Source organism: Actinoplanes sp. NPDC026619 (genome assembly GCF_040638295.1).
GTDB lineage: Bacteria > Actinomycetota > Actinomycetes > Mycobacteriales > Micromonosporaceae > Actinoplanes.
In genome coordinates, this window is the sequence record NZ_JBEZYA010000016.1 from 79,859 (window position 1) to 92,784 (window position 12,926).

Consider the following 12,926-nt stretch of genomic DNA (forward strand, 5'->3'; position numbering starts at 1 on the left):
GTCTCCGGTGGCAAGATGCCGGCGTGGGGATCCTGGGCTCGATGGTGAATGCGGCAGGGCTGATCGAGGCTGCGCGCGCGACGCTTCCGCCCGCAGTGGCAGACGCGTGGATCGGGCTGCTGCGGCCCGCCATCCGGTTGCGGCGGGCAGAGGCAGGCGAGCAGACCGTCGGGCAGCTGGGAGGATCGCCGGCGTTGCCGGACGGCATGCCCTGGCCGCGGTCGCAGGCGGGGCGATCGCTGGGCTTCGTCGCGGGCATCGATCTGAGCCGGCTGCCGATCAGCAGCCTGGACGTGCCGTTGCCGGCGGACGGCACATTGCTGCTGTTCTACCGCGACCCGTCGGAGGATCCGTACGAGGTGTTCCTGATCAGTGACCCGGTGCCGGTAGAGCAACCACCGACGGGCCTCGTCGTGTTCGTCCCGGAGGGGACCGTGACGACGGTGCGGACTGAGCCCGGCGCGGCCATCTACCCCGAAGTTCCACTCACGGGGGAATTGATCGCGACGGGGCCGGACTGGGAGCATCCTGCATTGCGGTCGGCCGTCGCGCAGCTGTCCGATGCTGATCGGGATTTCATGGCCGACGCGTCCAACAGCGACGATTTCCGCGACGAGGTCGGCGACCGGACCGAACCTCCACGCCATTACCTCGGCGGATACGCCGATCCCGTGCAGGGGTCCGTCGAGGTCGAAGCCGCGCAGCAGCACCTCGGCTCCAGGCTGCCCTACTCCGATCCGGCTTTGTGTGACCAGGCACGCCGGTGGACTTCGCTGGTGCAGATCGACTCCGACGACGATGCCGGGATGATGTGGGGCGACTGCGGCAGCCTGTACTGGATGATGCGGCCCGACGACATCGCTGCCGCCCGCTTCGAAGCCGCCGCCTTCACCTTCCAGTGCTCCTGAACGGCCGGCGAATCGAGTCGAACGGCGGGCGGTATGCCGCGGGTGGGAGAGCAGGATCGCTCGACTAGCCTGCGGTGGTGGGAGCAACCGAACTGGACGAGCTGATCGTGGCCGACGGCGCGGCGCTGCGCGCGTGGCTGCTGGACAACCACACCGCCTCCCCGGGCGTGTGGCTCGTTCTGACCAGGAAGGGCGGCTCTGTCACCACGCTGACCTGGCAGCAGGCGGTCGACGAAGGACTGTGCTTCGGCTGGATCGACGGGCAGGCCCGCACACGCGACGAAGGAAGTTCCTGGAGGCGGTTCACCCCACGCCGCTCCCGCAGCATCTGGTCCCAACGCAACGTCGCCAACGTGGCCCGGCTGGAGGCGGCCGGCCTGATGCTGCCCGCCGGTCGCGCCGCGGTGGACGCCGCAAAGGCCGACGGGCGGTGGACGGCTGCCTATGCGCCGTCGTCGGAAGCGGAGGTGCCGGCCGACCTGCTGGTCGCGATCGCAGCCGACCCGGCGGCGCAGGCAATGTTCGACGTTCTCACCAAAAGCAACCGCTTCGCCCTCATCGGCCGGGTCAATGCCGTCAAGCGGGCCGAGACACGCACCCGGAAGATCGCCGAGTTCGTGGCGCTGCTGGCCCGGCACGAGACGATCCACCCACAGCGAGCCAGGCCGGGCGGACCCGCCGACGTCCTGACGGGGCTGTCTGACGAGAGCGCCAGGCCGGCTGGCGACCAGAACCTCGGGACGGGCCGGTAGTCGTAGGCTCAGCTCGTGGCACGGCTGAGTGCGGAGGCCGCCGATCTCGCGCTCACGCTGACCGTCCGTAAGGTGATCGCAACTCGTAACGTCGCGCCATGAAGCGACGCCGGGGCCGGCGACCGAGCGACGTGGTGCCGGGCGTCGGCGTGGTCCTTTGTCGGCCCAGACACCACGGAAGAGGCTCAGGCACGATTGAGTACGGCGACTCACGCGGCAGCCGATGGCCATTTCATAGGTTGACGCCTATGACTTCGACTGTTGAGCTCGAGCGCCTGATCCAGCCGTCCGACCTGCGCGGTCACCATGGACGGCATATCCGCGCCGGACGATCCGGCTCCCACCGAGGGTGGTCCCGCGTCCTGTCCGATGCGATCGCCGCCGCGACATCGAGAGGGCGGGCGAGCACACCAGGATGTGCAACCGACATGACCCCGGCGGCCCGCGCGGCTGACATAGGGGCGTAGCCGTCGTCCGCTTTCTCGTTCGCTCGCTTGACCTGGCGCTTTTACTGCTTTAGCCCGGCGTCTCCTGGCCAAGGTCGCCGGCGGGCCAATTGCTGACCTCCGGGCCAAGATCGAGCAACTGCGCCGCCCGCAGTCACCCGGAGACCGTTGCATTCCTTGGTCCAGGCCCGTTTGACCACTGCCTCACCGCTGAGGTTCAAACCTTGCCAAGGCCATTCCCGGCTGTTGCCGTCAATCGGGCTCCAGCCCGCTTTCGCGGACCAACTCGTCATCCGGCGGTAGGCCCGAAAGCGGAGGATCAGAATCACCGCGACGCCGACGATTGCGACGCCGATCAGCCCGGCCAGCGCGGGAACGGGATACCAGTCGCCCACAATGCGCGCAGCGACCCCAGCAACCGCGAGAAGCAGCCAGGGAACAGCACCTCGAAGTCGATGTCCGGTACGCATCGTCGGCCAGCGTAGACAAGAGCTTCCACAGGTCACTTCGGTGCCTGGAAGCCGCCGATCCTCTGCTCGAGCAGTTCGGCCAGCCGCAGCGGGGTGCGATCCTCGAACATCGGACCGATGAGCTGCACTCCGACCGGCAGGCCCTCGGGGGTCCGGCCCGCGGGTATGGCGGTGGCGGGCAGGCCGGGCATGGTGGCCAGGCCGGCCCAGACGAGCTGGTCGAAGTACGGGTACTCGACGCCGTCGATGTCGATCCGCCGTTCCATCGGATTGGGCCTGTGGTCGTGCGGGAACGCAGGCGTCGGCGTGATCGGGCAGACCACGGCGTCGAACTCGGCGAACAGCTGGCGCCAGCCGTGGCGGTGGACCTCGCGGCGGTTGTTCGCCACGATCCAGTCGCGGTGGCTGAACACCATGGCGCGTAGACGTACGGCGTCGAGGTTTTGTTCGTCCGCGCTCAGCCCGGCGGCGCGGGTCGTCAGCTGCTCGTGCGACTCGATGGGAAAGCGCGCAACGGAGCCCGAAATCAGTAACTGCATGTAGAGCGTCGCGGCTTCGGTCAGATCGGGCAGCAGCGGACTGTGCCGTGCGACCCGGGCGCCGCCGTCGATGAGCGCGGCGGTCACCCGGTTGACGCCCGCCCGTACGGCGGACCCGGTCCCGATGAGCGGATGCTCGTCGAGGACCAGGACCCGGAAATCGCCGAGCCGCTCGTGACGGGCGGGCGGCAGCGCCAGACGGTGCGCCACGCCGAACGTGAGCGGGTCCGGCCCGGCCATGACGTCGAGCAGGAGGGCGAGGTCGCGGGCGGTGCGCGCCATCGGGCCGACGACGGCGAGGTCGAGGTCGGTCGGCAGGGCCGGCTCGGACGGCGGGACCATGCCGCGGTGGGGCGCCAGCCCGAGCGTCGGCTTGTGCGCGTAGACGCCGCAGAAATGGGCGGGGGTGCGCAGCGAGCCGGCGATGTCGGAGCCGATGGACAACGCGCCGAACCCGGACGCCAGGGCCGCCGCCGACCCGCCGGAGGACCCGCCCGCCGTGCGACCGTGATCCCACGGGTTGGTGGTGGTGCCGTAGATCTCGTTGAAGCTCTGGATATCTTGCAGCCCCAACGGCACATTGGTCTTGCCGAGCACCACTGCGCCCGCGGCCTTCAGTCGCGACACCTGCAACGCGTCCTCCGCCGGCATGAAGCTCCGGTGCGGCGGCATACCCCAGGTGGTGGGCAGACCGGCGATGTCGTACGACTCCTTGACCGTCACCGGAACGCCGAGCAGCGGCCGGTCCTCACCACCCGCGCGTGCTCGGTCGGCATTTTGTGCGGCGGCCCGCGCACGGTCGAAGTCCGGCACGCAGATCGCGTTGATCGTCTTGTCGTCCCGCTCGATACGAGCGATCGCCTCGCCGGTCAATTCCACCGACGTAACCGCACCGTCGCGCAACGCGGCAATCAAATCTTCGGCCGACTGGAAGCTCCATTTCATGAATGCGAAGCTATCGGCCCGCCATTGAGGACACGAAATCCCGGATCACGCAACAGCAAGGCCCGAATGAGTCGTTTCCCAAGCGGTCTTCGCCTCCTCCACCAGTAGAAACACGAGGGCATAGATACGGTGGTCTATGGGATTGCGGCGACGCTCCCGGTTCGGATGCGCGTCCGGGTGGGGTCCGCCGGCGTTGTTCAGGGGGAGAGCGGCCGATCAGCCGATCGGTTCGCGCGATCTTGGAAGAGGCACATCCCCCATGAACAAGAGCGCATCAACCACGATCAAGGGCGGCAGGGCGAAGCGGTACGCCCTGGCCACCGCCATTGCGGCCGTCGTCGCCGGTGGCGGTGTCGCCGCAGTTGGCGTCGCCAACGCGGACACCACGCCCACGCCGTCGAACCCCTACATCGTCGGCCCGCCCGGCATCTCGCTGGAGGGCGGCAAGACCACGACGGTCCAGGTCGCCGGACGGACCTTCTCGGGAACGGCGGTGCCGTCGAACGCCACCGCCGCGCTCGTCAAGATCACCAGCGTCAACCCGGCCTCGTCGGGCAGCCTGACCGTCTACACGGCCGGCACCCGGCCGACCGGCGGCGCGACCGTCAGCTACCGGCGGGGCCAGAACGTGAGCGGCACGGCGAACGTCGCGCTGGACAGCCGGGGACGGCTCAGCGTCTCCAGCTCGGCACGGACGCGGTTCACCCTGCAGCTGCAGTCGTACACCACGCCGACCACCACCACACCGACCACCACCACGCCGGCACCGACGTGCACCGCGACGATCTCGACGATCGAGCCCAGCACCAAGACGCTGACGCAGGTCGGCGGCAGCATCCGCGCCGGAGCCACCGACTTCGGCAGCGTGAACCTGCCGGCGGGCACCTACGACGCCCGCGTCATCGGTGGCTTCACCGGCTTCAACAACAACGACACCTGGCTGCCGTCCGGCGTGTTCCTGACCGGCACGATGACCGTCGTCAAGGGCGCCACGATCAACGCTGACTTCACGAACAACGTCACCGCCGGTGGCGTGATGATCCCCAAGTCGGACAGCACCACCTTGACCCAGGACCCGACGCTGGCGATCTCCACGTTCCTGGTCCTGGACGCGCCCACCGAGGTGCACATCAAGCTGTTCGCGTACGCGTCCAACAGCGGGACCGCCGGATCGGGTCAGGTCAAGGCCAACGTGCAGAGCGCGCAGTTCCGCAAGGTCTGCTGACCGGACCGTGCGCTGAGGTGTGCTTCACCCGCCGGCCCGGGTGAAGCACACATCACGAGACGACCGTCAGCTCACGTTCGGCTGCAGATTGCCGCTGACGGTGGTGCGGGTGATCAGCGGCCGGTCCCCGAGGGCGAGCAGCTCGTTGGCGAGTGCCATGACGTCCCGCGGCTCCTGCTGGCCGTCCATCTCGATGCCGGCCGCGGCGAGCCCGCGCGGCACGGCAGCGGTCCGCAGGAGCGTCCGCCACTCGTCGAGGCCGATCGCAAGGTACTCCAGGCCGGTGAGCCGGGCGATCTGCATGGGGTCGGCCAGTGTGCCGGCCCGCGCCTGGACCGTACGCAACCGGGGCAGGCCGGCGACCGCGGCGAGGCTCAGCGGATCGCCGTCCCAACGGCCGATGACCAGCACCTCCAGGTCCGGGTGGGCGGCCGCCTCGACGCTGGTGAACGCGTTGTCGTTGATGCGTGCGACAGCCGGGTGCTCATGCGGCCGGGGCGTGCGCCGGTCCTGGCCGCCGTGCTCGATCAGGTCGGTGAGTGAGTCGGCGACCAGGTCGGCGCCGATGGTCCGCCCGCCGTCCAGCACAATGATCTGACCGAGGTGACCGGCGGGCCCGGGGGTGAGGTCGACGGCGAACCGGGCAGAGCCCCCGTCGCTGGCGAACACGATCCAGCCCGGCGATCCGGGCAGGCCCTGAACCGCGGCGTCCGGCGGGGTCCAGGCTGCGGCATCGGCCGCGTAGTACCAGGGCGACCAGTGCCGGCGGGCATCGGCAATGCTCAGCTCGCCGATCGGCAGCAGCTCGTGATCTCCGAGTCGGTCGCGCCGATCGAGCCGGGCAGCCGCTCCCGCAGCAGGCGTTCCAACCGGGCCGGATCCGCCGACGGCGCCGGCGCCGCGTTCGGCGTCGGCTCAGGCAACCGGCGCCACGGTTCCGGCACCACGCCCTCGCGCAACACCATCGACACCGGGTAGGGCGACATCACATCTTCCACGGCCGGCCCGTAGTCGAACAGGTCGAGCACAGCGTCGGCCGCCGGCGAAACCCGCAGGCCGTACGCCATCCGGCTCACCCCGGCCTCGTCCAGCGCGGCTGACACCAGCCGCTCCGCCTCCCACCCACAGCCTTGGTCGTTCTACGACTGGACCTGCAGCTCTGCCGTTTCCAGCCAGCTCCGATACCAATCAGTGAAGCTGAGCCGGCCTCCATCCGGCCGGAGCAGCGGCCGGAAACCCCCGCTTCCGGCCGTGTCGTCGGCCCACATCTGCCCACGGGCCGGACCGCTGACGACGATCGCTTCCCGGTAAGCGGATCCGAGATGACAGAGATAGAGCAGCCCGATCGCATGGTCAGCGACGAACACCGTGGCATCGTGCTGTTCCCAGTAGGCGTCCTCGGCCTCGTTGAAGGCCGCCTCCGAGCCGAAGGTGTCCGGTTCGGGCGGTTCGGGCAGGCCGTCAGCGGGATTGAAGGCGTCCGTGTGCGCGAAGGGCTGGGCCAGCGTCTCGCCATCCGTCAGATCGGCACCTTCACCGTCCCAACGCCACCAGCCGCCGGCTCGCTGGAGCGGGAAGAGACCGTACGCCGGGCCGGCGCCACCGCGGCTCACCTGCAACAGAAAAGCCCGGTACTCGCCCGGAAGCTCAGCCCGCAGTTGCGCCTCCGCCTCGGCCAGCTCATCTGTCGTCAGCGGCGCCTGCAGCTCCCACCGATGGTGGTTCGCACCAAAGACCTGGTCGGCGTGGGCGTGTGCGGACAGTCGCCGGACTCGTTCGCCGATGGCTGACCAGTCGGAGTTGATCACGGCGCCAGGATAATCGGGTCACGCGGCAAACGGGCCTCGGACCGTGACGCCCCCGTCGACGACGATGCTCTGCCCGGTGACGTAGGACGAGAGCGGCGAGGCCGGATAGACAGCGGCCGCAGCGGCATCGTCGGGAAGGCCGAGCCGGCGCATCGGAATCTCGGGCACGTCGTCGGCGGGCTGACCGACGTTGGCTACCGCCGTTGCGATGGCACCGCAGGCCACGACGTTCATCCGGATCCCGTCGCCGGCGTACTCGGCGGCGACCGTCCTGGCCAGACTGACGAGGCCGGCCTTGGCGGCGCCGGCCAGGAAGGCACGGATCGCCGCGCGGGCGGCGCGGGCCACGTAGCCGAGGTTCATTTCGTACGCGAGATCCCAGTCCTGGTCACTGATCTCGTGCAGCCGCACCGCCGGCACGAACGCCACCTGCCCGCCGACGACGGTCACGAGAGTGTCGAGCCGGTGGAACTCGGCGACGGTGGCGGCGACGAAGTCGTCCACAGCCGTCCGAGACCGCACGTCGCCGGCGAGTGGAATTGCGCGGGCACCCGATCCGATCAACTCCTCGACGGCATCTCGCGCCCGGCCCGGATCGATGTCCGCGACCGCGACAGCGGCACCAGCCGAGGCGAACGCACGCGAGATCGCTCGGCGGTGTCGCGCTTGGGGTGGAATACCGGTGGCGGCGGCGCGAAGAATGTTGCTGTGACCGATGATCGCAGCCTGCCCGCGGAGCAGCGCCTATATGACGCGGTGGCCCGGTGGAACCCGGACACCGGGAATGGCATGCCGGACCTGATCGACGCCGCCTGTCAGGCGCTCGTCGAGGACCTGGACTCGCCGGCGCTGCGGGAGCTGGCCGGCGCCTCGCCGCGGGATCGGTCGGCGGATGTCGGTGCGCTTGCCGATGGGGCGCTGGACGAGCTGGGGATTCCCCGCCCGGGGACGGTGCCGCCCGGCTACGTGGTGGCGGCAGGTGGTGGAGTCGCCCGCCGGGCCGTGATCGACACGCTGCGGCTGGCGGTGGCGCCCGCACCGGCCGAGGCCGGCGGCGGGTTCCAGGTGGAGGTCTACGTCAACGGGACGGAGATGACCTCCGCGGGCGCGGGTCTCGGGATGGACCCGTACGACCTGATCGTCGCGACCGATCGGCTTCGGGCCACGCCGCAGCCGCACACCGTGCCGATCGCCCGATGCAGATGCGGCGTGTACGGCTGCGGATCGACCGACGTGGTCATCGTCAGCGACGGGGACCTGGTGCACTGGGACTGGTTGATCGAGGTCCCGATGGCACGTGGGGTCTCCTTCGCCGCCGACCGGTACTCCGCGGAGGTCGAGCGGGTCGGCGCCGATCATTCGTGGGAGACGGCTGAGCGGACCGCCGGGCGGCTCGTGAGGACGCATCTTGACCGAGAGGCCCTGCAGTCGCACGGTCTCGCGGTGTCCTGGGTGGCCAACGACTATCGCGATCCGCGCGTGTTCCGGGTAGCCCTCAAACTGCACGACGACTACCAGATCTTCGTCGATACCCCCTGGCGGGACCGCAGCCCCGAAGAACTGGCCGACGAAGTGCGCGACGTCCTCGGGCGCCACCCCGCCGAATGGCGAGCGAGCTGGCACGCCATCAAACCGTCCCTCCCCGGCCCGCCGCCGATCGCCCCGCGGTCATGGAAGCGCGAGCAGTTCAGGTGACGATCGGGGCCGGCGCCTCCGCGTAGCGGGTGCTGAGACGGCGGTACGGGCGGCTGCGCAGTGCCGCGCCCGTAGCGATCAGGCCGATCACGCCGGTCAGCACGAAGACCAGGGCCAGCCCGCGCTCGGCGCCGGTGCCGAACCAGCCGCCGATCCTTCGGGCGCCCACGCCGTCGGTCATGAACGGGATGAAGAACTGCGCGACCGGCGAGATCAGGAAGGCGGTCAGCGGCGACGCGGCCTGTTCGACACTCTGGGCGAAACCGAAGACCCGGCCCTGGCGTTCGTACGGGACGACCTTCTGCATGATGGTCTGTTCGGCGGCCTCCGCGTACGGCGAAAGGGTCATGTGGACGAACAGGCCGGCGCCGAGCAGCCACACCGACGAGCGGAGCGGGAACAGCACGGTCACCGCCCAGAGCACCAGGTTGATCGCCAGCAGCACGCGGACCGGGTTGGCGCCCAGCCCGGTCCGGGCGATCATCAGGCCGCGATCAAAGCCGGCAGACCAGGCACCGAGCGTACGAGGGTGATCGTGCCCCGCAGGTCGACCCGGCGCTTCTCGGTGGTGTCCCTGGCCGGTTCGGGCAGCGACACGAAACCCAGGTGCAGCACGTCGATGGCGGTCTTCGCGGCCGCCCGTCTCCCGCTGATCGCCTCACGGCCCCACCACCTCGCCCGCCCCACCGGAACCAGCCGGCGCCGGATCTTCCTTCCAAGCAACCACGCGCCCATCGCCGCCCGTGCGAAAACGCCCGAAGCGGCCCGGCCGGGGCCGGGCCGCTCGCGGGGTTCGAGGTGGTGCCGCGGCCGGCTCAGGCGCGGCGGAGGCGGACCGTGACCGTCGTGCGGGTGTAGGCGACGGTGGCCTTCAGGCCGGTGGGGGCCACCACCGTGCCGAACCGGCCGGAGACCCGGGCGGCGCGCAGCACCGTCAGGTCCCGGCCGGCGTCGCCGTGGACATCGAGGACGCTGTGCGCGCCGAGGACCGCCTCGCCGCGGACCTCGATCAGCGGGCCACGGCAGTGCGACGGGACGGTCGCGGCCAGGGTGGCCTGCTGACGGTAGTCGCCGCCGAGGCGCAGCGCCTCCGTCGCCCGCAGCGTGCCGCCGGCCACCAGCACGTCGCCGCGGCCCAGCGCCGAGGACGACGCGGCGACCAGGGTGCCGGCGGCGACGAGAGTGCCGCCGGTGTAGGAGTTCGCGCCGGTCAGCGTCAGCGTGCCGGTGCCGTTCTTGGTCAGCGCGCCCCGGCCGCCGATGTCGTTGCGCCACGTGCCGGCGGCGGCGAGACCGCCCGCCGCCGCGTCCAGCGCGACCGTGACGTCGTGGTCGAAGGCGCCGTAACCGTCGGCGGCGGCGAACAGGTTGAGGCGGCCCCAGTTCTCCGGGCCGTCCAGCAGCGGCCAGCCGGCGCCCAGCGCGGTCGTGCGCAGCACCTCGCGGCGCTGGGCGGCGGTCAGGTAGGGCTGGCGGGTCTCGAGCAGCACCTCGGCGCCGGCCGGGACGGTCATCGCGGCGGCGGAGCGGCCGCGCGGCAGGCCGTACGTCAGCTTCGGGGTGACGATGCGCTCGTTGGCGGCCCGGTTCGCGTACGCGTCGGTGGGGTCGGCCCGGTGCGCGTCGGCGAGACTGCTCCCGAAGTAGGCCAGGGCCTGCGCGCGGGCGGCGGCCTTCAGGGTGGCGTTGGCCGGGTCGTTGAGGATCGCGGCGGCGAGCGCGGTGGCCAGGATGCGGCCGCCGATCACGTCCACGGGGGAGTGCATGCCGGCCACGATCCGGGTCTCGGCCAGGTCGAAGGCGGCCGTCACGAGCTCCTGGAAGCGCTCCGGCACGGCGTACGCGAAAGCAAGCGCGGCCAGGTGGAAAGCGTTGGTGTGGCCGCTGGGGAAGCCGCCGTCGTCGGACGGCGTGCTGCTGCGCTGGCGCAGCAGCTGAGGCACCACGATGACCGGCGAGTTATAGATCGGGAAGCCGAACTCATCCAGAACTCCGGTGTCGACGACCTGGCTTTCCGCATCGAGTCGCCACGGCCGCGGGTATTGGTAGGCGGCCTTGCCGGGGTTGCCCGAGGAGTACGAGCCGCGGACGGTGTTGACGAGCGTGACCACCTGGCCGAGCGCGGAGGTGGGGGAGCCGGCGCCGAGAGCGGAGCCGGCCGGCGCGCCGGCCGGGACGGCGTCGTCGATCTTCGCGGGCGGAGTGCCGATGGGCGCCGAGGTGATGCCGGTGACGGCGAGGGCGCCGGTGCGATACGAAGCGGCGAGCGGGCCGAGGCCGGCGATCGCGGCGTAACTCTGGTGCTGACGGTCCTGGATGAACGCGCGGGCCGCGTCGGCGGCGCTGCGGTGCGTGGTGATCCGCACGCAGTAGCGCAGGTTGGCGCGCAGGGTGGCCTCGTCGAGCACGGTGCCGGTGTTCCAGGCGGCGCCGGTCTGCCAGAGCCGCTGCATGCCGGCGAGGATCCGCACCGCCGCGTTGGTGTCGGCGGTCAGGTTGCCGGCGACGTTGGTGCGGTAGTCGTCGACGAATGCCGGGGCCGTTGCGGCGAACGCGGGACGGCTGACCCCGAGGACGGCGCCGGCTACGGCGGCGCTGAGCAGGGCACGGCGGCTGAGAATTATTTCCACGTGCAGGAATGCTTGGCAGGCCCGGCGACGCGCAGGCGACTCCCGGTAGGTCGGCCGGTGAATCTTGAAGTAACGCGACCTTTTTTCACCTATGAGGATAAGCGGGGGCCTTCCCATCGACGGACGTCAAACCCTACTGTCCGGTACATGTCGCGTATCCAGGCAGTTCTTGCCGCCGCTGTGATCGGCGCCGGAACGCTCGTCGCCGTCTCCGCCGAACCCGCGCTCGCCGCGGGCGGCACCTTCACCGCCCTGTCCTACAACGTCGCCGGGCTCCCCGAGGGCCTGTCCAGCGCGCCCACCCCGCGCGACACGGCGACCACCGCGATCGGGCAGCGGCTCGCCCCGTACGACGTGATCCACGTCCAGGAGGACTTCAATTACCACGCTGCCCTCTACGCCGCGGACGCTCACGCCTACCGCACGCCGACCAGCGGCGGCGCCGGGATCGGCAGCGGGCTGAACTCGCTGTCGAACTACGCCTACGACGTCGACGACTTCGAGCGCGTGCACTGGAACTCCTGCCAGCTCGACTCCGGCGACTGCCTGACGCCCAAGGGCTTCTCCTTCATGCGCCAGCGGCTGGCCGAGGGGGTCTACGTCGACCTCTACAACATCCACACGAACGCCGGCACCAACGCCGGCGACCTGTCGTCGCGGGCCGACAACCTCAACCAGCTGAGCGCGTTCATCGCCTCGCACTCGGCCGGCAACGCGGTGCTGGTCATGGGTGACTCGAACACCCGCTACACCCGGTCCGGCGACACGATCGCCGCGTTCGCGGCGGCGAACGGTCTGACCGACGCCTGGGTGAAGATCGAACGCGGCGGGGTCGCGCCGGCCATCGGCACCGACGCGCTGGTCTGCGACGAGAACGCGATCACCGACACCTGCGAGGTGGTCGACAAGGTTCTCTACCGCGGCAGCCGGCTCGTCACCCTCAACGCCACCGACTACCACAACGAGCACGCCGGCTTCCTGGAGAGCGGCACCGGCCTGATGCTCAGCGACCACGACCCGATCAGCGTGAAGTTCTCCTGGTCGACCAGCGCGGCCTACCAGATGAGCGAGCAGTTCGGCGGCCCGCACGGCGACTACTACAACGACATCGACAAGGTGCTGGCCGCCGGGAAAGCGAGCGTAATCAGTCTGCGGGCCGGCAGCCGGGTCGACCAGATCGGCCTCACCCTCACCAGCGGCACCGTGCTCGCGCACGGCGGCACCGGCGGCACGGCGACGTCGCTCACCCTCGGCAGCAGCGAGTACGTCACCGCGGTGAAGCTCTGCTCGGGCAAGTACAACGACACCACGCGGATCTTCTACGCCCAGTTCACCACCAGCGCCGGCAACACGCTGGCCGGCGGCGCGACCACCGCCGACTGCGTGACCCGCACCGCGCCCAGCGGCTGGCAGGTGGCCGGCTTCCAGGGACGTTCCGGCGGCGAGGTCGACAAGGTCGGTGTCATTTACACGAAGCGGTAGCTCACATTCGCGGGGTTCCCGCCGAA

13 protein-coding genes are annotated in these 12,926 nt (G+C 70.4%); 5 read left to right on the plus strand and 8 right to left on the minus strand.

Annotated elements, in window-relative coordinates; translation table 11 throughout:
• Positions 1 to 23 precede the first annotated feature (23 nt).
• Positions 24 to 908 (plus strand): YwqG family protein, encoded by an 885-nt coding sequence (locus tag AB0E90_RS30785; RefSeq protein ID WP_360413561.1) that lies wholly within the window; start codon positions 24 to 26, stop codon positions 906 to 908.
• Between the two features lie 77 nt (positions 909 to 985).
• Positions 986 to 1,660, plus strand: coding sequence for a YdeI/OmpD-associated family protein (locus tag AB0E90_RS30790; RefSeq protein ID WP_360413564.1), 675 nt, complete (start codon positions 986 to 988; stop codon positions 1,658 to 1,660).
• 948 nt (positions 1,661 to 2,608) lie between these two features.
• On the opposite strand, the gene AB0E90_RS30795 is transcribed toward AB0E90_RS30790, so the two are convergent.
• On the minus strand, positions 2,609 to 4,060 hold the full coding sequence (locus tag AB0E90_RS30795) for an amidase (protein ID WP_360413567.1): 1,452 nt from the start codon (positions 4,058 to 4,060) through the stop codon (positions 2,609 to 2,611).
• Positions 4,061 to 4,319: 259 nt separating this feature from the next.
• Here AB0E90_RS30795 and AB0E90_RS30800 point away from each other — a divergent pair, with 259 nt between their 5' ends.
• On the plus strand, positions 4,320 to 5,285 hold the full coding sequence (locus AB0E90_RS30800) for a hypothetical protein (RefSeq protein WP_360413570.1): 966 nt from the start codon (positions 4,320 to 4,322) through the stop codon (positions 5,283 to 5,285).
• 66 nt (positions 5,286 to 5,351) lie between these two features.
• Here AB0E90_RS30800 and AB0E90_RS30805 read toward each other — a convergent pair whose 3' ends face one another.
• From AB0E90_RS30805 to AB0E90_RS30820, 4 genes are read right to left on the minus strand one after another with little or no spacing between them, the layout of a single operon-like run.
• Positions 5,352 to 6,089 (minus strand): SMI1/KNR4 family protein, encoded by a 738-nt coding sequence (locus AB0E90_RS30805; protein ID WP_360414055.1) that lies wholly within the window; start codon positions 6,087 to 6,089, stop codon positions 5,352 to 5,354.
• On the minus strand, positions 6,068 to 6,388 hold the full coding sequence (locus tag AB0E90_RS30810) for a hypothetical protein (protein ID WP_360413573.1): 321 nt from the start codon (positions 6,386 to 6,388) through the stop codon (positions 6,068 to 6,070). The genes AB0E90_RS30805 and AB0E90_RS30810 overlap by 22 nt, the downstream gene beginning before the upstream one ends.
• Before the next feature lie 36 nt (positions 6,389 to 6,424).
• On the minus strand, positions 6,425 to 7,093 hold the full coding sequence (locus AB0E90_RS30815) for an SMI1/KNR4 family protein (RefSeq protein WP_360413576.1): 669 nt from the start codon (positions 7,091 to 7,093) through the stop codon (positions 6,425 to 6,427).
• 18 nt (positions 7,094 to 7,111) lie between these two features.
• Positions 7,112 to 7,771 carry an SDR family oxidoreductase gene (locus AB0E90_RS30820; RefSeq protein ID WP_360414058.1) on the minus strand — a complete coding sequence of 220 codons (660 nt, stop codon included), beginning with the start codon at positions 7,769 to 7,771 and terminating at the stop codon, positions 7,112 to 7,114.
• Between the two features lie 30 nt (positions 7,772 to 7,801).
• On the opposite strand from AB0E90_RS30820, the gene AB0E90_RS30825 reads away from it, so the two are divergent.
• Complete coding sequence (locus AB0E90_RS30825; RefSeq protein ID WP_360413579.1) at positions 7,802 to 8,788, plus strand: hypothetical protein; 987 nt, start codon at positions 7,802 to 7,804, stop codon at positions 8,786 to 8,788.
• Here AB0E90_RS30825 and AB0E90_RS30830 read toward each other — a convergent pair.
• From AB0E90_RS30830 to AB0E90_RS30840, 3 genes are all read right to left on the minus strand, one after another.
• A complete protein-coding gene (locus AB0E90_RS30830; protein WP_360413582.1) occupies positions 8,781 to 9,272 on the minus strand; it encodes a hypothetical protein in 492 nt (163 codons plus the stop codon). The two genes, AB0E90_RS30825 and AB0E90_RS30830, sit on opposite strands and share 8 nt — an antisense overlap.
• Positions 9,272 to 9,475, minus strand: a complete 204-nt coding sequence (locus AB0E90_RS30835; protein ID WP_360413585.1) for a hypothetical protein — start codon at positions 9,473 to 9,475, stop codon at positions 9,272 to 9,274. Before AB0E90_RS30835 ends, AB0E90_RS30830 begins: the two co-directional genes overlap by 1 nt.
• Positions 9,476 to 9,603: 128 nt before the next feature.
• A complete protein-coding gene (locus AB0E90_RS30840; RefSeq protein ID WP_360413588.1) occupies positions 9,604 to 11,418 on the minus strand; it encodes a phosphatase PAP2 family protein in 1,815 nt (604 codons plus the stop codon).
• Between the two features lie 147 nt (positions 11,419 to 11,565).
• Between AB0E90_RS30840 and AB0E90_RS30845 the strand changes: the two genes are divergently transcribed.
• A complete protein-coding gene (locus AB0E90_RS30845) occupies positions 11,566 to 12,900 on the plus strand; it encodes a jacalin-like lectin (protein WP_360413591.1) in 1,335 nt (444 codons plus the stop codon).
• Positions 12,901 to 12,926 lie beyond the last annotated feature (26 nt).